This window comes from Mycetocola tolaasinivorans (genome assembly GCF_003667565.1).
In the GTDB taxonomy this organism is placed as follows: domain Bacteria; phylum Actinomycetota; class Actinomycetes; order Actinomycetales; family Microbacteriaceae; genus Mycetocola; species Mycetocola tolaasinivorans.
Map to the genome: position 1 here is coordinate 18,790 of NZ_RCUX01000008.1, position 23,932 is coordinate 42,721.

Annotated in this window: 21 protein-coding genes, 2 tRNA genes and 1 CRISPR repeat array; of the genes, 9 read left to right on the forward strand and 14 right to left on the reverse strand. The window is 63.5% G+C overall.

The genetic code is table 11. The features are described 5' to 3' along the window. Positions 1-5 precede the first annotated feature (5 nt). Positions 6-386, forward strand: coding sequence for a MerR family transcriptional regulator (locus D9V32_RS10920; protein WP_121648945.1), 381 nt, complete (start codon positions 6-8; stop codon positions 384-386). Between the two features lie 137 nt (positions 387-523). On the opposite strand, the gene tig is transcribed toward D9V32_RS10920, so the two are convergent. Next, positions 524-1,840, reverse strand: coding sequence for a trigger factor (gene tig, locus D9V32_RS10925; protein ID WP_183086279.1), 1,317 nt, complete (start codon positions 1,838-1,840; stop codon positions 524-526). A gap of 56 nt (positions 1,841-1,896) precedes the next feature. After that, positions 1,897-1,970, reverse strand: a tRNA-Pro gene (locus tag D9V32_RS10930). 224 nt (positions 1,971-2,194) lie between these two features. Between D9V32_RS10930 and D9V32_RS10935 the strand changes: the two genes are divergently transcribed. From D9V32_RS10935 to D9V32_RS16245, 3 genes are all read left to right on the forward strand, one after another. After that, a tRNA-Gly gene (locus tag D9V32_RS10935) sits at positions 2,195-2,268 on the forward strand. Between the two features lie 130 nt (positions 2,269-2,398). Next, positions 2,399-3,418, forward strand: coding sequence for an acyltransferase family protein (locus D9V32_RS10940; RefSeq protein WP_183086280.1), 1,020 nt, complete (start codon positions 2,399-2,401; stop codon positions 3,416-3,418). Between the two features lie 95 nt (positions 3,419-3,513). Then, positions 3,514-3,675, forward strand: a complete 162-nt coding sequence (locus D9V32_RS16245; protein ID WP_183086281.1) for a hypothetical protein — start codon at positions 3,514-3,516, stop codon at positions 3,673-3,675. A 171-nt stretch (positions 3,676-3,846) separates the two neighbouring features. Here the strand turns inward: D9V32_RS16245 and D9V32_RS10945 are convergent, their stop codons facing one another. From D9V32_RS10945 to cas3, 9 genes are all read right to left on the reverse strand, one after another. Beyond that, positions 3,847-4,653, reverse strand: a complete 807-nt coding sequence (locus D9V32_RS10945) for a GNAT family N-acetyltransferase (RefSeq protein WP_121649078.1) — start codon at positions 4,651-4,653, stop codon at positions 3,847-3,849. 567 nt (positions 4,654-5,220) lie between these two features. Further along, a CRISPR array of direct repeats spans positions 5,221-7,656; the repeat unit is 28 nt; unit sequence GGGATCATCCCCGCTACGCGGGGAGCAC. A gap of 107 nt (positions 7,657-7,763) precedes the next feature. Further along, entirely contained in the window at positions 7,764-8,138 is a 375-nt protein-coding gene (cas2e, locus tag D9V32_RS10950) for a type I-E CRISPR-associated endoribonuclease Cas2e (RefSeq protein ID WP_121648948.1), read from the reverse strand. Then, the gene (gene cas1e / locus D9V32_RS10955; protein ID WP_121649079.1) at positions 8,129-9,082 is read right to left on the reverse strand and encodes a type I-E CRISPR-associated endonuclease Cas1e; all 954 of its coding nucleotides are present in this window, start codon (positions 9,080-9,082) and stop codon (positions 8,129-8,131) included. Before cas1e ends, cas2e begins: the two co-directional genes overlap by 10 nt. An 8-nt stretch (positions 9,083-9,090) precedes the next feature. Then, positions 9,091-9,747, reverse strand: coding sequence for a type I-E CRISPR-associated protein Cas6/Cse3/CasE (gene cas6e / locus D9V32_RS10960; protein WP_121648949.1), 657 nt, complete (start codon positions 9,745-9,747; stop codon positions 9,091-9,093). A 1-nt stretch (position 9,748) separates the two neighbouring features. Continuing rightward, complete coding sequence (cas5e, locus tag D9V32_RS10965; protein ID WP_121648950.1) at positions 9,749-10,468, reverse strand: type I-E CRISPR-associated protein Cas5/CasD; 720 nt, start codon at positions 10,466-10,468, stop codon at positions 9,749-9,751. Then, a complete protein-coding gene (gene cas7e / locus D9V32_RS10970) occupies positions 10,468-11,595 on the reverse strand; it encodes a type I-E CRISPR-associated protein Cas7/Cse4/CasC (protein WP_121648951.1) in 1,128 nt (375 codons plus the stop codon). The genes cas5e and cas7e overlap by 1 nt, the downstream gene beginning before the upstream one ends. Before the next feature lie 31 nt (positions 11,596-11,626). Continuing rightward, on the reverse strand, positions 11,627-12,370 hold the full coding sequence (gene casB / locus D9V32_RS10975; RefSeq protein WP_121648952.1) for a type I-E CRISPR-associated protein Cse2/CasB: 744 nt from the start codon (positions 12,368-12,370) through the stop codon (positions 11,627-11,629). Beyond that, complete coding sequence (gene casA, locus D9V32_RS10980) at positions 12,258-13,925, reverse strand: type I-E CRISPR-associated protein Cse1/CasA (protein WP_121648953.1); 1,668 nt, start codon at positions 13,923-13,925, stop codon at positions 12,258-12,260. The genes casB and casA overlap by 113 nt, the downstream gene beginning before the upstream one ends. Continuing rightward, positions 13,885-16,776 (reverse strand): CRISPR-associated helicase Cas3', encoded by a 2,892-nt coding sequence (gene cas3 / locus D9V32_RS10985; RefSeq protein WP_121648954.1) that lies wholly within the window; start codon positions 16,774-16,776, stop codon positions 13,885-13,887. Before cas3 ends, casA begins: the two co-directional genes overlap by 41 nt. Before the next feature lie 338 nt (positions 16,777-17,114). On the opposite strand from cas3, the gene D9V32_RS10990 reads away from it, so the two are divergent. From D9V32_RS10990 to D9V32_RS10995, 3 genes are all read left to right on the forward strand, one after another. Further along, positions 17,115-17,681, forward strand: coding sequence for a hypothetical protein (locus D9V32_RS10990; protein WP_147440452.1), 567 nt, complete (start codon positions 17,115-17,117; stop codon positions 17,679-17,681). 145 nt (positions 17,682-17,826) lie between these two features. Continuing rightward, a complete protein-coding gene (locus D9V32_RS16250) occupies positions 17,827-18,000 on the forward strand; it encodes a hypothetical protein (protein WP_183086283.1) in 174 nt (57 codons plus the stop codon). Positions 18,001-18,267: 267 nt separating this feature from the next. Further along, entirely contained in the window at positions 18,268-18,753 is a 486-nt protein-coding gene (locus tag D9V32_RS10995; RefSeq protein ID WP_030148818.1) for a Dps family protein, read from the forward strand. A 64-nt stretch (positions 18,754-18,817) separates the two neighbouring features. On the opposite strand, the gene D9V32_RS11000 is transcribed toward D9V32_RS10995, so the two are convergent. Continuing rightward, the gene (locus D9V32_RS11000; RefSeq protein WP_245982290.1) at positions 18,818-20,104 is read right to left on the reverse strand and encodes a cation:dicarboxylate symporter family transporter; all 1,287 of its coding nucleotides are present in this window, start codon (positions 20,102-20,104) and stop codon (positions 18,818-18,820) included. A 233-nt stretch (positions 20,105-20,337) separates the two neighbouring features. Here D9V32_RS11000 and D9V32_RS11005 point away from each other — a divergent pair, with 233 nt between their 5' ends. Continuing rightward, positions 20,338-21,663, forward strand: a complete 1,326-nt coding sequence (locus tag D9V32_RS11005) for an ATP-binding protein (protein ID WP_121648957.1) — start codon at positions 20,338-20,340, stop codon at positions 21,661-21,663. Beyond that, complete coding sequence (locus D9V32_RS11010) at positions 21,660-22,364, forward strand: response regulator (RefSeq protein ID WP_121648958.1); 705 nt, start codon at positions 21,660-21,662, stop codon at positions 22,362-22,364. The genes D9V32_RS11005 and D9V32_RS11010 overlap by 4 nt, the downstream gene beginning before the upstream one ends. Before the next feature lie 57 nt (positions 22,365-22,421). On the opposite strand, the gene D9V32_RS11015 is transcribed toward D9V32_RS11010, so the two are convergent. Then, positions 22,422-23,420: an Fpg/Nei family DNA glycosylase gene (locus D9V32_RS11015; RefSeq protein ID WP_121648959.1), complete on the reverse strand. Its 999-nt coding sequence runs from the start codon at positions 23,418-23,420 to the stop codon at positions 22,422-22,424. Positions 23,421-23,426: 6 nt separating this feature from the next. Further along, complete coding sequence (locus tag D9V32_RS11020) at positions 23,427-23,930, reverse strand: ribose-5-phosphate isomerase (RefSeq protein WP_121648960.1); 504 nt, start codon at positions 23,928-23,930, stop codon at positions 23,427-23,429. Positions 23,931-23,932 lie beyond the last annotated feature (2 nt).

The following is a 23,932-nucleotide window of genomic DNA, read 5'->3' on the forward strand; positions in this document are numbered from 1 at the left end:
GTGCCATGTCCCCCACCCCGGCCACCATGCACATCGGCGAGTTCGCCGAACGTACCGGCATGTCCCTGCGGACCATTCGCCACTACGATGACGTCGGCCTGGTGACGGCCTCCTTTCGCACCGAGGGTGGCTTTCGCCTCTATACCGAGGCTGATTTTGAGCGCATGATCCTTATCCGTCGCATGAAACCGCTCGGTTTCAGCCTCGAGGAGATGGCCGAGCTGCTCGCAATTATCGATGAGCACGCTGCCGCGCAGGACTCCCCCGCGGATGACCCGCGACTGACCGAGTTCATTCGTGAGGCCACCGAACGTCGCGAGAAACTGCGCACTCAGCTTGCGATGGCCGATGAGTTTGTCGAACTGCTCGAGCGACAGGCTCGATAGGCGCGCGGCCCCATCCTTCCCGAGCGAGCCTCAGCCGAGGTCCGTGCACAAAGCACCCCGTCACCGCGACAGCAAAAACCGCCCCCGATTTCTCGGGGGCGGTTTTGTGAATCTCAGAGATTTAGTGATTCAGAGAATTACTTCTCGTCAGCAGCCTCAACCTCGGCGGCCTCGTCCTCATCCGAGGGGATGAAGCCCGAGAGGTCAACGTCGGCACCGGTGGTGTCAACAACCTTGACCTTGCCCAGGACGATTGCGAGGGCCTTGTTGCGGGCAACCTCGCCGACCATGGCGGGAATCTGACCGTTCTGGTCCAGAACCTGGATGAACTCGCCCGGCTCCATGCCGTACTGAGCGGCACCCTGGATCAGGTACTGGGTCAGCTCTTCCTGGCTGACCTGAACCTTCTCGGTCTCGGCGATGACGTCGAGCAGGATCTGGGTGCGGAAGGTCTTCTCGGAAGACTCCTTGACCTCGGCGCGGTGAGCGTCGTCCTCAAGACGGTTCTCGTTCTCGAGGTGACGGTGCACCTCGTCCTCAACGAGCTTCTCGGGAACGGCAACCTCAACGGTCTCGAGGAGGTGCTCGATGAGCTTCTCGCGAGCGGCAGCGCCCTGACCGAAGGTCTTCTTGCTGGCGGCCTGCTCCTTGAGGGAGTCGGTCAGCTCGGCGATGGTGTCGAACTCCGAGGCGATCTGAGCGAACTCGTCGTCGGCCTCGGGCAGCTCGCGCTCCTTGACGGCGGTCAGGGTCACGGTGATCTCCGCGTCCTTGCCGGCGTGCTCGCCACCGAGCAGCGGGGCGGTGAAGGTGGTGTTCTCACCGGCGGTGAGGGTGTCCAGGGCCTCGTCGATGCCCTCGATCAGCTCGCCCGAGCCGACCTCGTAGGAGATGCCGGAGGCGTTGTCGACCTCGTTGCCCTCGATGGTGGCGATCAGGTCGATCTGAGCGAAGTCACCGGTCTTGACCGGACGGTCGACGGTAACGAGGGTGCCGAAGCGAGTACGCAGCGACTCGAGCTCCTCGGCGACGTCGGCGTCGGTAACCTCGGCGGCCTCAACCTCGAGCTTGATGCCGTCGTAGGCGGGGAGGGTGACCTCGGGACGGACGTCTACCTCAATGGTGACCTTCAGGTCGCCGGAGAAGTCCTTCTCGTTGGGCCACTCGGTGATGTCTGCCTCGGGGCGACCCAGAACACGGACACCGTGCTCCTCGACGGCCGCACGGTAGAAACCGTCCAGACCCTCGTTGGCGGCCTGCTCGATGACGGCACCCTTACCGACGCGCTGGTCGATGATGGCTGCGGGCACCTTGCCCTTGCGGAAACCGGGCACGTTGATCTGCTCTGCGATCTGTGCGTAGGCGCGCTTGATGGCGGGCTGCAGGTCCTCCGGGGTCACCTCAATGTTGAGCTTGACGCGGGTGGGGCTGAGCTGTTCGACCGTCGACTTCACGATGATGTGTTCTCCTGATTGTTGGAAATTCGTCCTCGGGTGAGGAGTGGGCCTCGTCGGGGCGACAGGATTTGAACCTGCGACCTCCCGCTCCCAAAGCGGGCGCTCTACCAAGCTGAGCTACGCCCCGGCTAGTAAAGCCGGTATTTGCGTCAATTCCGCGCATGCACGGCAGGCTAATTGACCTCCGCAAGTCTAGCTGACAAAAACACCCGTCCCGACACCAATTCGCAACACGGGGTGTCGAATGACGCAGATTCCCCTCCGCCGCGCCCGGGCTGCGTGTCCGACTTCACCCGAACCCGAATCCTGTACTACGATGATGAACGCACCCCGGAGCGTGAGTTCCGGAGTGGGGATGTAGCTTAGTGGTAAAGCCTTAGTCTTCCAAACTAATGATGCGGGTTCGATTCCCGTCATCCCCTCCAATGAAACCGCCGCCTCGACAGAAGCGGCGGTTTTTGCATGTCCGGTCTGAAGACACCAACACTCACACCCAATATCCCCCGAATAGGGCACAAATTTCGAGACGCAGCGGACATATGCCAAGCTGCCGTTATGAAAATCGCTCCCGGCGCGTCCAGGCTTCACTGGATCGATGCGCTTCGTGGCGTCGCAATCATCCTCGTGATTTTTCTGCATGCCAGCCTCGCCCTCAAGTATTACTCGGATGCCTATCCGCGGTCCCTCAGGGGCATTAACCTCTTACTGGAACCGTTCCGGATGCCGCTCCTGGTGTTCCTGGCCGGCTACTTTGTTACCCGTTCGCTGCGCAAGGGCGCGGTTCGATACTTCACCGGCAAGATTCGTCACGTGGTGTGGCCCTATCTGATCTGGTCGTTTGTTGGTCTCTTTGCCCTCGGAACGATCACCCCGAAAACCGCGCTTCGTGTTCTTTACGACCCCGTTGAGACGCACCTCTGGTACCTGTGGTTCCTTCCCGCTTACTACTTCCTTGCGTGGGCGCTCAAGCGTGTCCCGGCGTGGATTCCGGGCATGATCGCCCTGATCGCCTCGCACTGGATGCCAGAGGATATTCGCCTCGAGAAGTTCGTGTTCCTGTTTGCCTTCTTTATGTTTGGCGTCTATTTCTCCACTCGGCAGGAGGCAATTGAATCGATCATCGAGCGCAGGCCCGTGGTGATTACCGCGGCCCTCCTCGCCGTGGCGACCGGGCTGGTGAACCTCAGCTCGCTCAAGGTGCTCTACGAACCGCTCTACGCCCCCGGACTATTCGGGTCGATTATCGTCGCGGTGTGGCTTTTCCGGAGGATTCCCCCGAACCCGGTGAGTACCGCGCTGGAATTTGTCGGTCGGAACTCGCTGATCTACTACGTTTCGCATCTCGTTCCGATCCACCTCACGGGTTTCCTGATGCGCGACATCGGGTACTCCGCGCACTGGCCCCTCTTTGCGGTGTTCCTCACCGTGGGATTTGGCACGGGCACCGCATTCGCGCTGCTCTCGGCCCGGTTTGCCGCCGTTCGAATTCTCTTCGAAGCTCCACCGTTTACGTCGCCTCCCGCGCGCGCCGCGCGACAGATACCGGCCCCCGCCGAGCCCGCCGCCCGGCGCTAGCACCGGAATCGGGGCCGCACCCGCAACCCGGCACTCTCGGCGTTCACACGGCTTTTCTACGGCGAGTGCTCACACGAGCAACCTAGCCTGGCGACATGAAGCAGTTTTGGTCCCGCATTGTGTCGTCCATCATCCAGGAGGACGACAGCGATCTCACGCGCCTTGATCTCATTGAGCGCGCTCACCGCACAGATTCCTCCGCCCCGGTCTCCGCACGATCCGCCGAGACCAGGGTGACGGCGGGCTCCCCCGGCTAAACGGCCCCCACGCCGCCGCCCACACGAAAGAATCCCCTTCTATACAGCTGACCTAAACAGCAGAGCCGCCGCCCGTTTCCGGGTGGCGGCTCTGCTGATTAACGGTTGGCCTCCGTCTGGCCCACCCCCGGTTTCACCGGTATGACGCGAGCACGACGGGTACCCGCGCGGTTAGCGCTCCCAGATGTACGGCGTCGTTTCGGTGACCTTGACGAGGCCCGAACGCTCGAGGATGGGCCGGGAGAACTCCGTCGAGTCGGAGTGCACAAACCTCTTTCCCGCCGCGAGGGCGGCGCGAGCGCGAGCGGCGGTCAGGGCGCGATAGATGCCGCGTCCACGGTACTCGTGCAGGGTTGCTCCACCCCAGATGCCCACCACATCAGTGTCGGCAACGGGCTCAAGTCGGCCGGCGCTCACGATCACGCCGTCGGCCTCCGCTACCCAGAACTCCACGCCGGAGTCTCCGCTGAGCTCCTCGATCATCTCGTCGAGCCGGTCGGTGTCCTCATCCTCCTCGAACGCGATCGCGGCCATCGCGCTCATTGCGCGCACCTCGGCCTCGGTCGTGATCCGTCGAATGATAATGCCGGCCTCGGCCAGCTCGGCGGCCGGATCGTTTTCGGTCAGCGCCTCGAGCGCGCCGATCATCACCGATTCGGAATCATCGGGCACAAACCCGCTGTTTACCAGGGCGTCGTGCAGCCCGGGCGCGCTGTCGTGTGCGCGGGTCTTCCACTCGACGTCCACCACGTCGTCACGGGAGGCAAAGTAGTCGTGCGCAAAACGCACGAGTTCCGCAACCGACTCGGCGGTCGCCGCTTCCTCCCCCAGGTCCCGATAGGTAACGAAGCCGTGGCCACCGGCGAATGTCGCCAGGCGGAGGGGGCCGTGGGTCTCCACGGAGTCGGCGGCGCGAACCTCCGCGTCGGTGCGAAGCTGGTCATCATAGGCGCGTAAATACGCTGCAACGTTTGTCATCGGGTTCAGCTTAACAGTGCGCATCCCCAGCACCGCGACGCCCGTCGAGATCGCGCACAATCTCCCCTTTAGATGGCTGGTTTTGTGCAGCTACCGGTGGCCTCGCACGGAGACGTGACAGTTTTCGGCGAGGTCCATCCGGCCCGCCACCCGTCTTTGGAGGCGAGGCGGGCTGTGATCCGCCACTTCCCGCGTGTGCCCGCTTAGGGGCAGACGGCCGTGCGAGTGCGTTCAGGCGAGGCTCACGTGAGACTCCGCCCGATTTTGGTCCGGCAGCAACCTGCGCTGCCTGGGCCACAGCGTCTGCACTATCTGCGCCCTGGACCGCGTCTAAGTGAGAATCCTCGAGCGCGTTTGCAGAGGCAGTGGCCTCAGTGAGGTCCGTAGCGACTGAGGCTGCAGACTCCGCCGCGACCTCAGCCTCCTTCTGCAAGGTACAGAATTTTGCGAGCAGGCCTTCGAAAACCCCGCCGCTGCCACTCAGGCCAAGCTTCACCACATCTCGCGCGACGATCGGCTCGAGAGCCTCATCGTTCCACCCCGTATAAATGTGGGTGCGCACTTGCCAAGATCATCCCCGCTACGCGGGGAGCACTATGGCCACTCCCTGTAATCTCCCGTGACCGGGGGGGGCATCCCCGCTACGCGGGGAATACCAGTACGGCAGTCAGGAGAACTTCATCTCGAAGGGATCATCACCGCTACGCGGGGAGCACAGTCACCCCCAACTGATCGTGAAGAAACGACCAGGATCATCCCCGCTACGCGGGGAGCACCGTTCATGAACTTCGACGAGCCTCACCGTCTGGGGATCATCCCCGCTACGCGGGGAGCACGCTGATCCTGCCGCTGATATCGATGTTCGCTCATGGATCACCCCCGCTACGCGGGGAGCACCCATAGTGGGGTTGTCGAGAAACACCATTTCGGGGGATCATCCCCGCTACGCGGGGAGCACACAGCAGGGTGACCCCGGCCGGCGCGCCATGAAGGATCATCTCCGCTGCGCGAGGAGCACATCACTTAAATGAGTATCGTTCAATGACTCTCGGGATCATCCCCGCTACGCGGGGAGCACGTGGTCGATCTTCTCGGTCATGCTGATGCCTCAGGATCATCCCCGCTACGCGGGGAGCACTCCGGTAGCTCGACCTGGGTGTCGGTCCAGACGGGATCATCCCCGCTACGCGGGGAGCACCTCGTCTGCGGTGGGTTCGGTAGGGGGTTCGGGGGATCATCCCCGCTACGCGGGGAGCACGTCGTGCGCCTGTTCCAGCGCACCCTCGGCCTGGGATCATCCCCGCTACGCGGGGAGCACGCGACGATGAGCCTCGAGCTTTGCATCAGCCCGGGATCATCCCCGCTACGCGGGGAGCACGTAAAAGAAGACGGCACGGCTGTTATCGCCACAGGATCATCCCCGCTACGCGGGGAGCACTCCCGCTCGATCTGCGCGGCCTTCGTGCGGTAGGGATCATCCCCGCTACGCGGGGAGCACGTTGAAAACAACCTCGATGACAGCGCACCCGAGGGATCATCCCCGCTACGCGGGGAGCACGGCTCGAGAACATGCCCGAGTTCCTGTTGCTCGGGATCATCCCCGCTACGCGGGGAGCACCAGGCTTGCGCCGGGACGCCCGGCGTATTCGCGGGATCATCCCCGCTACGCGGGGAGCACCGCTGGTGGGCATCCTGGATGAAGCGGCGAACGGGATCATCCCCGCTACGCGGGGAGCACGTCTTCAACCGCATGGCCTACACCGTCAAGGAGGGATCATCCCCGCTACGCGGGGAGCACTCCAAGCTCGCCGTCGTTCAGCACGGACATGAGGGATCATCCCCGCTACGCGGGGAGCACCCAAGCATCGCCCGGCAGGGTGGCATGTCGAGGGGATCATCCCCGCTACGCGGGGAGCACGCGAACCGTCAGATTGAACAGCGGAGGTCTGGCGGGATCATCCCCGCTACGCGGGGAGCACGCTCGGTGAAGTCGATAGATTCACTCATGACAGGGATCATCCCCGCTACGCGGGGAGCACGTGCCGCCACTGGCGGAGCTTCGGGCACCCAAGGGATCATCCCCGCTACGCGGGGAGCACGAGGGGAGCCGATAGCGCGCGGCATATCTCCCGTGGATCATCCCCGCTACGCGGGGAGCACATGGGTTTGATGGGTTAGCGCAAGTCCCATTTGGGATCATCCCCGCTACGCGGGGAGCACCACCAATCTGCCCTCCACACCCGAGCTTTTCCGGGATCATCCCCGCTACGCGGGGAGCACGCGCGGCCCGGCCACCGCTTCACCTGAATACGGGGATCATCCCCGCTACGCGGGGAGCACGTTCGAAAGTACGAGCGAGGCAAGGAGCTCACGGGATCATCCCCGCTACGCGGGGAGCACACCACCGCGCCCGCCGGGGGTGTTCGGTCATAGGGATCATCCCCGCTACGCGGGGAGCACTGAGGCTCCGGTTCGGGTCTTCCGCTGGCGGCCGGGATCATCCCCGCTACGCGGGGAGCACCGTCCGGCGTAGAAACCGCCGTTACGCCCCTGGGGATCATCCCCGCTACGCGGGGAGCACGCTCCGCCCGTCGGGAACATCAACCCGGCCGCGGGATCATCCCCGCTACGCGGGGAGCACGCGAGCCCCAAATGCCTGGCAGCGTCCGAGGTGGGATCATCCCCGCTACGCGGGGAGCACTCAATCACAGGCTCCCTAGCAGCAAACGTTGCGGGATCATCCCCGCTACGCGGGGAGCACCGCGAGTGGGGGAGGCGCTCAAGGACAGCTTCGGGGATCATCCCCGCTACGCGGGGAGCACCGCATCGCGAGTTCGAAAACGTTGGCCGCGTTGGGATCATCCCCGCTACGCGGGGAGCACTTCCACAGCGTCGTCACCAGAAACAGTGACGACGGGATCATCCCCGCTACGCGGGGAGCACTACCCGTACTGAATCTTCACAGTGCTCTGTGCGGGATCATCCCCGCTACGCGGGGAGCACACTTCTTGATCAGGTGTTTAACTGACAGAATACGCTTTTCAGCATCGGTTTCGAAATTGAACGTGCGCGGTAGCGGCACTGACAAAACGTTCGGGCGTGCGAATTGGTTAGATACTTCGACCAAACCTGCGGCGCTTCGCGGCTTTACTCCACCCCGTCTTCGGTGGCGATCCGGCAGCGCCCAACTCTCGGTTCCAGGCTGGCTTTCCAGGTGCTGGGCGCAGCATGAGCGACACACCATCGATGTCGATTGGAGTCCAGTGATGTCCGTGGACCCTGAAATCCATCCGCTGCTCATTGCGTGCGCTAAAGACCATGATTGCCCGCCCCGCACCAACCATCGACACCGCACGCTCCCACGCGAGATCTCGCACTCGTTTCGACACACGTCCAACAAATACTCCGGCAGAAATCTCAAGGAACCAACGGGTGAGGTAGCCCCGCAACCCCGGAGGGCAGGCGGTGAGAACGATCACGACCACGCCGCCCCCTCACCGGTTCCGTGTTCCAAAACAGGCGATCCTGAGCCGTCTGCGCTCCCATCCCAGACCCACACATCATCTGACTCCGGCGCAACCACATCGGACGCGTTCTTCTCCCCGAGGAGGAGCTCATAAATATCATTGACGCAGCGTTTCAAAAACGCACCATCCACCATTTCATCGCGCAGCCGACGACGCGCCTCCCCCGCAATGTCAATGGGCGGGTCAAGCGCGAGATCAAAAGCCAGCGGAATCGTATATTCCGCCTTATAAAGGTCCGCAATGTCATACACAAACGAACGTGCGTGTCCCGCGTGTACGAACCCCAAACCTGGTGAACACCCCAGAGCCACGATCACCGAGTGCACCACCCCATAGAGGCTGATGTTCGCACCAGAAAGCGCCTGATTGACGGCATCTCCACCGAGAAAATCCTCAACATCGTAATCGCGGCGGGACCACCGCACACCGGTCCGCTCCGAGTGATATCGGTAGAGCTTACGAACCCGGGCTCCCTCACGGCCGCGTAACTGTTGCATGCTCAACCCAGAAACGTCCTCGTCGGGAAAACGATACGAATACATTCGCCGAGCTACCTCAAGCCTGGATCGCCGGTTCGAGACCAGCGCCGCCTGGGCATCCAAAAGCCGAGACCCCAGCGTGAGCCCGCGGCCGTGTGCGTAATAGCGGACGCCGCGCTCCCCCACCCACACCACGGTGGAACCGGATTCCGCCAGCAACATCATTGCGTGATGGCTGATGGTTGTGCCCGGGCCGAGCATCAATGCTCCGAGTGCTGCCGCCGGAATATGCACAGTACCGCGCTCATCCGTAGCCGTGATGGCGTTCGCGTCACGATGAATCACCGAGCGCTCCAGGTACAGGAACGAAATTCGATCCTGCACCCGGACCAGCTCAGCAATCTCGGGTGGGACAGCCCCCATCGCCACCGTTAGACCACCGGAGCCAGGGTGAGTAAACCACACCCATAGCCCTTCGCAGGGCCAATCCCGTGACCCAGCGCACGCACAAACAGCTCCCGGTTAGTAATCTCCAACAGACCGTCAAAGGTGGCCTGCCCCAGCGTCACCGTGGACTTTTGTCGTACAAAGGTTATGGTCTTGCGGCGAGAAACGATCACCTCGTCCTCGACTTGGCCCTCCACCCCCACCCGGAAACCGCACCGCTCGGCCTGCAGCCCAAGCCATTCAAGCTGCTGAGCTACCGTCACATGGGCGAACCGCTTCCCCCGCTTCTCGCCCGGAGCCGGAGGCAGCGAATGCACCGGATTTGCGGTGAGCCGGAACGCCCATCGTTGCCCCGCATCCAGCCGCCCAAGGAGGCCGTCATACGCGCGAGTTTCCCAGGTCTCCAGGGTGGGCCAACCCGCCTCCTCAACCAGGGTGGTGAGATCCGGGCGCGCCGGGCTCACCACATAAAGGTGCGACTTTTCCCCGTCGCCATCAACCCTCCACAGCACACGCCCGGCATCCGTCGGTGATGCGTCAGGAAAACACGCCAACACGGCAGCGTGCATCACCTGTGGAGAGCCCAGCAGCGCGCGGGAACGTCGGCGATGCGGATTCAGCTGAAAACGCGTCAGATACATCCTAAATCTCCTCAAAAAGTAGGCTCATCGGGTCATGATCGGAAGCCTCGCCTCGCTCGGGTGCTCGATATCTCGAGTTCTCCACCTCCACAAAAGACTCGCTCACCGTGCGCCAGAGATACTCGCGCCGCTCGGGATCAAAGCTCACCGGTTCATCTCGGATCAGCTCCCCCGGCTCCCCCTCCTCGGCGTCCACCAGCATTCGAAGAGCCACCCGTGGGCTCCGCACGCCATCCTGATGCACTGAAGACGCCTGCCAGGGCTCCTCCCGAAGCGCCTCAACGAGCGATTCCTCCCGAAGAGCCGTCCAAATCGGCCCCGCGGTTGGGCACGATCTCCTCCCCAAATACAGGGGAAAATACGGACTGCGCAGTGCGTCCTGAAGCCCGCTCAGCAGCTCACGATCTTCCGACTCCACCGCGGCCAAGAAGATGGCGTCTCCCAGATAGTAGCGATAGGACAGCGGCATTGACGTGAGCCCGTTCCTGCTTCGCTCCACCTGGAAATCCCGCACGAGCTTCCCGGGCTGATCCACCCGAGTGCCAAACCTCAACCCCAACAACTCGGTAATCGGCTCGGTACGACGCAGACCGCGCGCAGCCGCAAGCAAACCAAAGACCCCACTCTTGGTGGGTGCCTGCTCGGTAGCCCGCGTCACAAAGCGACTATGCGCACCCCACGATTGGAGCGGTGCCGAAAGGCGCAGTAACAGCGTCGGCATTAGACGCCCGCAATCCGCTCCGCGACCACGTCGCCGAGCGCAACAATCGCCTCATCCAGAGAAGACTTCGTACCAAGCTCACGCAGCGGCTCGGTTGCAGCTCCGGTCTGAACGACCCATGAAATCACCGGAGCGGTTCCATAATTCGCGTCCACCTCGATCGAGTAGTCACGCAGCGCCGCGGACGAACCAGCCACACGGTCCTGCTCAATGGGCCGCTCGAAAGCCCCCACCAGGTTAATCCCCTGGGAATCACGCACCGAAATCACAACCCCCTCGGGCAGCGTGCGGTTCGCAAACGTGTTTTGCTTACCGGTCGGCATGCTCCGCACGAACGACTCCACAAACGCGGTGACCGCGCGCCGCGTAGCCTCGACATCACCGAGGTTATCCAGCAGACGATCCACGTCCACCGTCGCATACCGGTACAGGGTAGAAGAATTAAACTCCACGGTGCCGATCATCGCCGCACCAGAATTATCCTCTCCCTCGGCGGAACTCTTCACATCATCAACGGCCGTGAAGTAGTCAAACTCGGTGTTCACCGCGTGCACGCTGATTGCGTGAGCCACCTGCACCGCGGCATCCACGTTGAGAGAGGTGTCCTCGGCAATCATTCGCCCAAAAAGCGCAATATCCACCGAGTGGGTGCTCGCCAAAATCTTCTTCGGAGCCGCCGCCTTGATCACAGCGTCGGGCTCATCGCTACGCAGCGCAGCCACGGCAACCTCGGCAAGGTGCTGGCTCTGCTGGTTGCTGAGGAAGAGCAGATATCCCGACTCTGCCGGGGCATTCTCAGGCTTCTTCGGAGCCGTGACCTTGATCCCCGCAGCCTTGAAGATGGATTCAACCACCGTGCGTGCCGCTTCCGGATCCACATCTGCCTCGGCAGCCAACACACGCTCCGTCACCACCTCGACCACGCGCTTTGTGCGCTCGCCCAGCTCATCCCGGTTCAACCGTCCGGCGAAATCAAGTCGGGTTGCGCGCTTCCACGCCTGGCTCGACACCCGGGCGCGACGCACACCACCAAAAATCGCGGTCTTCGGGCTTCCGGTATCGTCTCGGTTAATGTTGCTCGGCGGAACGGTCTGCAGCAGGCTGATGTCAATAATGGTTCGGGTCATGAGTTTTCCTTTAGCTAAAAAATGGCGTGGGTTAGGGACGGGCAGGCAGGTCGTCATCGGGGGCCGCCGAGACTCGAGGTGCAAGATAGAAATCTCGCCCCCACACCGTGCGTACCGCACCAGCGGTGGCGGGGTTCTGCAACGCAACAAGATCCTCGGCGAAACGGCCATAGTCCAGAGGGATGTCTGCCGCACGGAACTGCTGAATGAGGCCGCGCGCATGGTGCACCGTTTCCGCCCAGCTTTCGGCGGTACCCAGTGCAACAAAGCGCCGCGTGACAGCCTCATCCAATTCACTGCTCCCCGGAGCAGAATTGGCCCGGCTCAGCTCGCGCGCGGATCGGCCAAACGAGTAACCCGCGCGATGCATAGACCGCTCGGGACGCGACTGCTGATGAAGCGCGAACAGGCAGATCACCGTATAGGCGGCACGCTCATTCAGGGTCGGCTCATCCGGCAACCCGGAACTCACCGTCTCGAGGTTCGCAAACGTCAGCTCGATCAGGTCAAGCTCAGCCCCGGGCTCCTGCCCGACACCACGGCGAAGCCGCGCCAGGGCACTCACCGACGAAGAAACACCCTGAGAATATCCACGGTGAAGTGCTGACACTCGGCGCGCAACATGTGCATAGAGCGGCCGCGGAGCCCCGACGGGCTCCGATTCAAATTTTGTCATTCGATTTTCCTTCCAGAATCTCAGCGGTGGGGGCAAGCTCGCTCTGCAACGCCCGCCGAAAACGTGACTCCGCAATTGCCGAGTTGAGCCGGCGGCCATCCACCAACCGGCCCGCCCACGCCTGCGGGCTCGCCAGAGCCAAACGCTCTGCGCCCAGGATCAGAATTTGGCGATGAACCTCTTCCTTCCACACGTCATACGCCCGTCCGGGAGCGAGGCCGGGGCGCAGAGCGCCCAGCCACCGTCGATAGAGCGGATCAATGACCAGATACGCCGCCGTTGCAGTGCTCCCCAGCTCTCGTAACGAGTCGGCGGGAACGCGGTGCTCACCGCCGGCCGCAACCGTGAGGTCCGCATCCAACCGCTCCAGCGCGCGAACAGCATTTTCAGCTCGAGTTACCGCGGCCTCGGCGACAGCCGCGAGCTCGCGACCATTCTCACCGACAACAGATAGCGGCAGCATGAGCCGATCATCGATCACCTCGCTCACCACCGAACTCTGTGTGCCATACACCACACCGATCGCGCGCAACCGCACGGTTACACTCCGTTCAAGCACGCCCTCCTGGAGGAGCTGGGCAATCCACTCGAGCGAGTATGGAGGCAGGGCTGCCGGAGCCTCCGCCTGTGCTGACTGCTCCACGGTTCGAGGCAACACGGCCGAGAGGCCCCGCCAAAACGCGCGGCTCTGATGGTGCTCTCGCGGCATGTACACCGGCGCGCTGCGAAGCTTCTTCTCCTGAGCGGCGCTGCGTCGCCACGCAGACATCGGCTCGACACCCTGCATGTTTTGCGGAGTCAGCGGATCGCCGTAGCACAGGAGGCTCCCCACGACCACGCCTTCCCGTTCGAACAGGCGAATTCGGCGATTTTGCCATGTGTAGAGCGCGGCTGGGCCACGCGGGCCCCGTGCCCCACGCGCCGAAGGCGCCGGGCCATCCGGCACCTCCACCTCCCAGACGGGGAGGTCATCATCGATGGACGCACGATGAGGAGCGAGATTAAGTAACAGGGTCTCGTGCAGCGAGTCGCCCTCGACGAGGACGCCTCCAATCAACCCGGCCCAGGCAACACCCTGCGGATAGCCCTTGCCACCCTTCACCCGAGGATCATTCACCGCACCCGACTTGATTCCCGAAAAATCGAAACTCTGGGCATTCACCAGCCACCGTGCGGCCTCGGCAAAACTCAATCGCGTCGCCGATTCACCGCCACGGGTAGTAAAGAGAGTATTGTTTGCCGGCAGATCGAGGATGAGCTGCACAACGCCCTTGAACTCGTTCTTTGAAGTGTGCAGATCAGCAACCTGGAAAAAGGGGTACACCGGATCGAAAAGGTTAAAACGATCGTGGTACTCGCTGAGATACTGTTGCACCCCCGAAACCGGCAGGCCCTCGCGCCAGAGATTTCCCCACTCGCCCGGGTCTTCCCCCTCACCGTCCAGCGCACGGTACAGAATCGCAAGCAAGAGCCTTGTAATCGCAAACGTCTGTGTAGGAATCTCTCCCACGATCTCGCGAATGTCCCGCACGTCCGAAAAGACTGCGTTGAGACCGCGCTCGCGCACGACCCCATCCGCATCGAGGCAGCGAATCCACGGGTCGACCAGAAGGTTAAAGCTCGGTACGTCGGTGTGAGTTTCCGGTTCGAACATCGGTCACCTCCAATCCATTTATGTGGTCATAGGTCAGGGCATACTCGCCGAGGCGAGCGCACCCCTGATGGTCAAAAACAAGCACGAGTTCGTGCCGAAGATCGTAACTGGCATGCCATTGCGGCACGGGATAGCACGCCTCCAGCTCCTGAATGTGCCCATCAATCTGATGTGGGCGGCATAACTGGGCTGGAAGTCTGAGCGCCGTGCCCCGAATCAAACGGACAAGGGCGCGGTTCGGAACCGCGTTCAACGGAATCGGCTGTGGAAGAGCGGAGAGCCAGGGCGGCACAGTGAGCGCTCCGTCCGGATCGGTCCACAACACCAAAACCTCGAAGGTTTCCTCCCCATCACGCACTCCCGCACGCCCGGAAATCTCCTCGCGCAGCGTCCCGATTCCATCACTCGCCCACCCCAGCAGCCCCGACGGGCGGGCCTCCGCCAGAAGGAACGCCTCCGCTCTGCGTGCGCGGTCGTCCCGATCAGCGTTCAGTGCGCCCAGCGAAACGGCCAGAGCCTCGGACCACTCCGCGGGAACATCACCCTGCTCCCCGTACACCCCCTGTACGAGCGGTGCAACATCATCGGGCACCGTCAGGGAATTACGTCCGCGAAGCTCCAACAGGGTGCGCAGCAGCAGATATGGCGCATAGATCGACGTATACGTCTTGGACGGAGTTGGCGGTTCCGTCTCCCAGTCCACCCCGGTAATCAACAGACGCGGGACACGCAGAGGCGCGGGCCGATCGTCCTGGCCCACTCCCCGCTGATGCCGGTGCAGACGCCCCACCCGCTGAAAGAGTAGGTCTACTGGCGCAAGATCGCTAATGAGGATGTCCAGGTCAATATCCAAGGACTGTTCGGCTACCTGAGAAGCCACCAGAATTGCTCGCGCAGGGCGGGCGGTGGCGCGGCGCGGATGCCCAAAGAGATCCAGCAGCAGGGAGTCCCGGGCAATACGGTCGGCGGCAAGATAGCGGGAGTGCGCGATGATCACCGGAGTATCGGGGAACGCCTTCCGCAGAACCCCGGCTGTGTGTTGAACGCGACCCACAGTGTTATGAATCACACCGGCGCAACCGCCCTCGGCGAGCGCCGCTCGCAGCGTTTCAATCAGGGCAGCATCATCGTCAGCGATGTGCTCAAGATGAACCTCCGTGCGGCGCGCCCCGTCGCCAGGGCTTGGGGAGACGGCGCGCGGATCACCCGCATCGCTCACCACGGTGATCGCCGGATATCCGATATCACCCCGAAGCTCCGCAAACCGATCGATGCCACGGGCAGCACGACCTGATCGCAGCCCCTGTGCCACCTTCCGGCCCGAGGAGTAGGCTTGGGCCATCGCAACTCGTCGGGCCTCCGGCAGCGTGGCCGACAAAAGAATGACCGATGCGCCGTGGGCACCCATCCAGTGCAGCATTCGATCGAGATACGGAGCCATAAAGTCATCAGCCGAGTGGACCTCATCGAGGATCACCACCTTCCCGGCAAACGCGAGGTGTCGCAGCATAAGGTGTCGCGAGCGAAGCGCCCCGAACAGAGCCTGATCGATGGTGCCAACCACGAGGCTTGCGAGTGGTCCGCGTCGCCGATCGCTCAGCCAGGCGTGAGCGACAAGGTCTTCGCCCCCTCGATTCTCGTCTGCTCCGTCAGCACCAATACCCGCATAGCGCGCCTCATCAAGCATTCGCTCGAACACTGGGTTGAGGGCCGCCTTTCCGTGCGCCAAATACACGCTCGAACGCTGATCCAGCGAATCTGCCCAGGCCAATACGCGCGGAAACATCCCGTCAGTCGTGGCCTGTGTGGGGAGCCCCACAAAGATTCCGCCAGCACCCGTGCGCCGGGCAAGAGCTTCGGCAGCACCCAGTGCCGCCTCTGTCTTACCCAGCCCCATCGCTGCCTCAATGATCATCATGCTGGGCCCAGACACCTCGGAAGCCAGATTCAGAGCGGCTGCCTGAACGGCGTTGGGCAGCGCACCGGCCGGAAGCCCAAATCGGTCGGCGAAACTCATCGATGCAGAATCATCATCCGGGTTCAGCTCCCAGCGGCTGGGGAAGTCAAGCGCCGCCCAGGCCGCAGCCACCCGCGATGCCGAGTCTTCCACGGGAGAGGTTCCCACCGGATACAGTGGGAAGTACGCCTCGTTGCTCGCGATCCAGTCGGCCATGATGACCAGTGCCGAGAGATTCACCAGGGCTACCTGAGGAATCTCAGATTCTCTGAGCCGGTCGGCCACACCGGCCATGCCCGTCCTAACGAACATGTACTCGATTAGCTCACGACGTACCAAGTCCCACGGCCCATCTCCCAGCAGATCCGGGCGCCCCTCAAGCCATTCCAGACGCAGAGCGGACGGTGCGCGGCCATGATGTGCCCCGACCACAGACGCCAACGAAGAAGCGGAGCGAGCGCTAAACTCGGCGGTGTCGACCAGCCATCCCCGGAGAGCGATGAGCCCGGCAAGCTCATGCCTGGCTAACGAACGATCAGGGTCTCGAGCAATCGCGGGGTTCACGTGCAGACCCACCGCCGTCATCGCGTCGGCAAGAACAGGCACCATTACTGAGAACGATGGGGCACACTTGCCTCCATCATGCACACCCGCAAGGAATGCATAGACGGTTCCGGCGACATCAAGATCCCCACCCCACACCGCGGCAATTTGATTCTGCACGCTTCGCGGCACCCAGTGCTCCCAAAGCAACGCAGCGATCCCCGCGGAGTCTTCAAGGTGTTGCACCAATGGGAGCCAACGATCCACCTCGGCGCGGTTCTCGATCGACCCTGCACTCTTTGCCCATACCGAGCAGGCCGCCTCGGAGAGACCCTGGCGCATCGATTGCATTGCTTACCCATTCTGGTGGTGTCTGATGTACCCAGTATTGTGAGAAGCATCCAGGAGGAAAAGCCCCCAATTGAGGGTGAAGACATATTTTTTACAACTAGTTGTTTACTAGTTATGTCTATTGAAGGGCAATCCCTTCCAGCGCAGCACACGCTATCGTCTACCCTGTAAACATGGGTCCGCAAGGTTCCCCCTCGGGATGACCCCTAGTACACGCTCAGTTGTACGTACTCCCTGCGAAGCAGGGACGCGATCCACAGGTGCCCCATGAGCCATGAGGCACAGAAGCACGAGATAATGGAAGAGTCCCCTCTGTGCGTGTTCAAAGGTAGAGTGCCGTGTCTGAAATCCCGTCCGAATCCTCCGCAGCAGTCGAGCCGGAAAGCGGCGCACTTCCCCCCATGTGGCCCTCCCGTCGGCAGCGCGAGCTCCCCGATCCCGTGCGCACCCCGCACGCGGGCGTATTCGGCTATGCGGTAGTCGTCATCGGCCTCGCCGTGGCCGTGTGGATTACCGCCGGTCGCATGCTGGTGGGTATCGACGGAGATCTCGTGCGCTGGTTCGCCTACAGCCTCGGCCCGGTTTACGCGCTCCTCAACATCTTCGTGGCGCGCAACATCATCATTACCGCGCGGCGCGGATACCGGCTGCGGCCCTCCGCGCTCGCCACCCTGATCATCTCCTGGGTGTGCGGCATCGGTTTTGGGTTCCTCGTTCCCGACATCACCGCAAACGGTCTGGTGTCGATGGTGTCACTCAGCGGCGGTGAGATCGCCCAGGAAATCGGCATCGGCGTCGCCAACCCGCTCGCCACGGTCAGCGTGGGTCTCCTGATCTTCGCGCTCGCCCTCAGCGGACTGTCTACCCGCGGCCCCAAGCCGCACCTCGACGAGGACGATTACTGAGCATCCGTCCGAAACTAACGATCCGGTCACAGCCCACCGGAATCGAACAATTTCACCCTCCAACGTGTGCCAGACTGGCGCACAGGGTACGGGGCAATGGCGCCCCGCACTCGCCTACTTCCGCAGAAAGCGCAGCACCACCGGCATGAAAATTCGTTCGCTCGCCGCCGCCTACACCCTGGTCGGGGCCGCCACCTTCATCATCGGTGGGGTGCTCTTCGGGCTCGGCCGATTTGGCCCCGGGGTGCTCATGATGATCGTCTGCGTCATCTTCCTCGCGGCCAGCGCCCGCGCCCAGCGCCGCACCCGGAAAAAGTAGCGTACGGCCCCACCTCATGCCAGCCACACCCGACCTCGAGTGCTTTTTTGAATGATTCAAAACAATTTTTGACGGGTTTTGACCGCGCGTAGCGAGCTCGCTAAACCGTGAATTTCTGGCCAGAATCCGCGGGACTACGCAGCCACGACGCCCCGAAATGGGGACGCAAGACCTGATGAAATACGGCGTAAGACGAGCCTAATCTTGCTTGCGGAATGTTTTTATCCGCGTACCGTTGTAAATAACAACAGAGGAAAGCAGGAAAAAATGACCAACATTCAGACCGTCGCCACCAGTTCCGTCAGCGCAGAGGTAGCCGCCGGCGTTGCCCAGTTCCTCAGCCCCGTCGTTCTCGACCTCCAGGCTCTCGTCATCAACGGCAAGCAGGCCCACTGGCACGTCCGTGGCGCAAACTTCGTCGGCGTCCACGAGCTCTTCGACACCGTCGTTGAGCACGCCCAGGACTGGTCCGACCTCGCCGCAGAGCGAATCGTCGCCCTCGGCCTCCCGGTAGACGCCCGCCTCGCCACCGTCGCCGCCAAGACCACCACCGGTGAGCTCACCGCCGGGTTCGTCCAGTCCGACCAGTCCATCGCCGAGGTCATCGCGCAGATCGACGCCGCCCTCGTCTCGGTCAACACCGCCATCGACGAGCTCGCCGAGATCGACGCCACCAGCCAGGACGTCGCCATCGAGATCGCCCGCGGTCTCGACAAGGACCGCTGGTTCCTCGTCGCTCACCTGAGCAAGTAATACCACACAACCACGTCGCGCCCCACCTCCGAGAGGTGGGGCGCGACGTCGTTAACGGCGAGGCCTACGAGCGCGTTTCCGCGCCCTCCACGGCTGCCGGAGCCTCGGCGCCGTGGCCATCGGCGGTCATCGAGGCCTCATCAAAGGGCACCTCCCCCGCGAGTACGCTGCGCGCACGATCCCGGTCGATCTGCCCGGTCCAGGTGCCGATCAGGAAGGTGGCCACCGCATTACCGGTGAAGTTGGTCAGCGCGCGACCCTCGGACATGAAGCGGTCGATACCCACGATCACACCCACGCCGTCCACGAGGTCGGGTCGGTAGGCCTGCAGCCCGCCGGCCAGCGTCGCGAGGCCCGCGCCGGTCACGCCCGCCGCCCCCTTCGAGGCGATGATCATGAACACCAGCAGACCGATCTGCTCGCCAATACTCATTGGCTGACCCATGCCCGAGGCGATAAACAGCGACGCCATGGTGAGATAGATCGCCGTACCATCCAGATTGAACGAGTAGCCGGTGGGCACGGTAATACCCACCACCGGCTTTGACACACCCGCGTGCTCAAGTTTCGCCATCAGCCGCGGCAGCGCCGACTCGGAGGAGGACGTCCCCACGATCAGCAGATACTCCCGGCCGAAGTACTTTAGCATTTTGAAAATGTTGAGGCCGGTCACGAAGTACAGCAGCGATCCCAGCACACCAAGGATGAACAGCACACAGGTGATGTAGAACGCGATCATCAGGATGCCCAGACCCCAGATGGCCGCGGCCCCCGTTCGGCCCACCACGGCGGCGATCGCCCCGAACGCACCGATCGGTGCGAGCCAGAGAATCATGCTCAGGATGCGGAAAACCAGGGTCTGCAGCTGCTTGATCGCCCCGATGATCGGCTCGCCGCGCGTGCCCAGCCCCTGCAGCGCGAAACCGGTCAGCAGCGCGATGAACAGCACCTGCAGCACGCTTTCGCCGGTGAAGGCCGAGAAGAAGGTCGGCGGAATGATCTGCAGGATGAAGTCGACGGTGCCCGCCGCCTCCCCCTTCGTCTCATAGTGCGAGCCGCGCATGTCGAGGCCCTCGCCCGGGTGGATCAGGTTTCCCACCACCAGCCCGATCGCCAGCGCAAAGGTCGACATGATCATGAAGTAGATCAGCGCGAGTCCGCCGATCTTGCCAACCGTAGCGGCCTTCGCGATCGAGCCCACTCCAATCACGATCGTGCAGAAGATAATCGGTGCGATCATCATCTTGATGAGCGAGACAAACGCCTTCCCCAGCGGTTCGAGGGTGATCGCAACATCCGGCACGATCAGCCCGAGCAGGGCACCCGCCACGACGGCGATGATCACGGACATGTAGAGCCAGGTGTGCCGATCCCAGGAGCGGCGCGGGCGGCGCCGGCCGGCGGGGAGTCGAATCGAATTGTGTGCCACGGGTTCCTCCTGAAACGTCATCGTTCGGATGCGGCGCGGGCAGGGCGCCAGATCAATTTCCCTCACGCTACGGGTGGGCCCTCCACCGGCCATCGTTTTGGTCGTATTGGTCACGCCAAAACCCGTCGCCAGCGCGCCCATGGCAGAATGACGGGATGGTCCAAAAACGTACCCGCAGCGCCTCCTCGAGCGTGTTTATCGCGCTCATTCTGGTCGCCGCGGTACTGGGCCTTGCCGTGGGCGGGCTCCTGATCTGGGATCGCCAGCGCGCCGGCGAACACGAGGCCGAACGCACCACCGACGCCATCGCGACCACCCTGGCGCTCACGCCGTCAACGCGCGATACCCTGGCCGCCATCGCCGAGGGAAAGATCACCGTTAACGCCGGTTCGGGCCGCCTACAGCCCATTGCCGAACGGCTGATCGGCACCGCCGACATCACCTACGTCACGATCATGACCCCCGAGGGCGTGCGCCTCACCCACCGCGACGCCTCCCAAATCGGCGGATACTACGTCGGCACCATCCCCCGCACGCCCACCGCCCTCACCGAGGTGTTCGCGGGCACGCTGGGGCCCTCGATTCGCACGATCGTGCCCGTGCAGGCCGCGCAGGACTCGGCAGGCTCAGCGACCGCCGGCTCCACGATCATCGGCTGGGTATCGGCGGGCGTTACGCTCAACACCGTGGGTGCCTCGATTCGCGATGAGCTCCCCGTCATCATCCTGATCACGGCCGGTCTCCTCGCCGCGGGCATCGCCGGAGCACTCATGGGCCGCCGCTACACACGCAGGCTCACCGGAGATCTCAGCGCCGCGGACGTGCGCGATGCCACTTCCTCGTACGAGTCACTACGTACCCTCGGCGCGGCCCTTCGCGCACAGAACCACGAGCACGGTAACCGCCTGCACACGGCGGTCGCGATGCTCGAACTCGGCCGCACCCGCGAGGCCATCAGCCTCCTCACCGAGACCGCCCAGCGCAATCAGGATCTCGTGGATCGCCTCGCCGTCCCCGCCACCGCCGAAACCACCATGAGCGCGCTGATCCTGGGCAAAACCGCGCAGGCCGCCGAACGCGGCGTCGATTTCGACGCCGAGATCGATCCGAACGCAGCGGCACCCGCGCTCAGCCCCATCGACGCGATCTCGGTCGTGGGAAACCTCATCGACAACGCGTTCGATGCGGCCGCGACCGGCCCCACTCCGCGCTCCGTCCACATCGAGGTGCGGCCGCACGGAAACTCACACGTCGAAATCGCGGTGACCGATAGCGGCCCCGGTTTCACCGCGGAATCCCGTGCCCGTCTGTTCGAACACGGCTACTCCACCAAGGAATCCCCCTCGAAAACCCGGGGCCTCGGGCTCCATCTGGCCCGACAGATCGTCACCGAAGCCGGCGGCCACCTCACGGTGGATGAGCATCCCACCACGCTGCGCGCCATCCTCCCCACCATCGCACCGAACGGAGGCACCCGATGACCGAACGCCCGGATATCCGAGTACTCATCGTTGACGATGACCCGCTGATCGTCGAGCTGCACCGCTCATTCGTCGACCGCATTCCCGGCTTCACCGTGGTTGCGGAGGCGATCGGGGCCTTTCAGGCCGTCGCGACCCTGCGCGATGAAAACACCCGCATCGATCTGATCCTGCTCGACATCACCATGCCCGATGGCAGTGGTCTCGACGTGCTCCGCCACATCCGCGCCCGCGGCAGCGACACCCACGCGATCGTGATCAGCGGCGTGCGGGAGGCCGAGAGCGTACGCCGAACGCTCGCCCTCGGCGTCGCCCAGTACCTGATCAAGCCCTTTACCTTCGCGACCTTCCACGAGCGGATGCTGCAGTTTCGCGAGTTCCACAACCGCGAACTCTGTGTGACCGGGCAGTCCACCCAGCAGGACGTCGACTCTCTGTTCACCGCGCTGCGGCCGCCGACCCGCGAACAGCCGGCGAAGGGCATCGCCCCCGAAACGCTGCGGCTCGTCACCGATGCTCTGCGCGGACATGGCGCACGCTCCGCGGCGGAGATCGCCGAGGAGGTCGGAATGTCCCGCGTGGCGGCCAGACGCTATCTCGAGCATTTGACGGCCTCCGGCAGCGTCGAACGCGCACCGCGGCTCGGAACGCCCGGCCGTCCGCAGAGCGAATACCGCTGGCGCAGTACGCCGGAAAACTAGCGCTTCCGCGCTACAGCTGGCAGGCGGGGAAATCTCGAACGGTCAGTGTTTTCGCGCTCACAACTGGCAGCCGGGGCACCAGTACAGTTTGCGCGCCTGCATGACCTCGAGTGCGATGTTTGTGCCGCATCGGCGACAGGGCAAACCGGCACGGCGGTATACCCAGTGGCGGTCGGCGAGGTTTCCCATCGCCGCCACGTACTGATCGGGCGAGAGACCGTCCATCGTCATCATCTGCCCGGTTTCGACGCCGATGCGCAGCAGCACACCCCAGTCACGCCAGAGCGCGCGCACGACATCCTCGGGCACCTGCTTACCGGGGGTGTGCGGGTTGAGCTCGGCCCGGAACAGCATTTCGGCGCGGTAGACGTTGCCGATCCCGGCCACCACCGACTGATCCATCAGCAGCTGGCCGATCGACACCTGGCGTTTGCGCACCGCGGTGACGAACTTCTCCTCCGCGGCGGCGGAGTTGTCCGTCAGGGGGTCCGGACCGAGGCTGTCGATCTTGTCCTGCACCTCGGCGGGGGTCATCACCGCACAGGCGGTCGGGCCGCGCAGATCCGCGACCGAGGTTTCGGTCAGGAGGCGCAGCCGCACCTGGCCCACGGGCTCGGGTGGAAAGGTTTCGTCCTCCGGCCCGGCGAGCGCTTTCGTCTGTTCGGACATGCGCATGCGCGAGTTTCGCGGGGCCCCGATGGAGGACACCGAGTCTTCGCCGCCCCGATCGATCAGCAGGCTCGGATCGAGATCCGTGCCCCGCTGATTGGTCTGGCCCATCCTGCCCGCAGCGCTGGCGATGGTCGCGTCGGTGAATATCTGACCGGCGAAGTCCCAGGCACCGTACAGCCCGAGGTGCACTCGCAGCCACAGATCGCCATCGAACTCGGCGAACATCTGCTTTCCCACCGCGTTGACGCGCAGCAGTTCGTGACCGTCCAGCACCCGCGCGCCGTCCGCGAAGCGACCCTGCGGGCTGCTTGCGTGCACGGGCGTGTGCAGGAAGTTGCGTTCGAACTGCCGCGCGATGCGGTGGACGGAGTGACCCTCGGGCACGGTCGGCTAGTCGCGAACGACGGGACGCTCGACACCCTTTCCGGCGATGTCACCGGTGGTCTCGTATTCGGCCAGCTGGGCGATGCGGCGCACGTGGCGCTCATCCTGGCTGAACGGCTCGGCGATGAACGCCTCGACGAGGGCCAAAACCTCGGACTCCTCGTGCTGACGGGCACCGATCGAGATGACGTTGGCGTCGTTGTGGTCGCGGGCGAGCTTTGCGGTCGAAAGGTTCCAGACGAGCGCGGCGCGCACACCCTCCACCTTGTTGGCCGCGATGGCCTCACCGTTACCGGAACCACCAAACACCACGCCGAGGGCCTGAACGCCCGCGCGCTGGTCGGCCACCGTGGCGGCGGCCGCGTTGATGCAGAACGCCGGGTAGTCATCGAGAGCGTCGTAGCTCTGCGGCCCGTGGTCCACGACCTCGTGACCGAGGCTCACCAGGTGGTCCTGGAGTGCGCGGCTGAAGTCGAGGCCGGCGTGATCGGTGGCGACGTGAATACGCATGA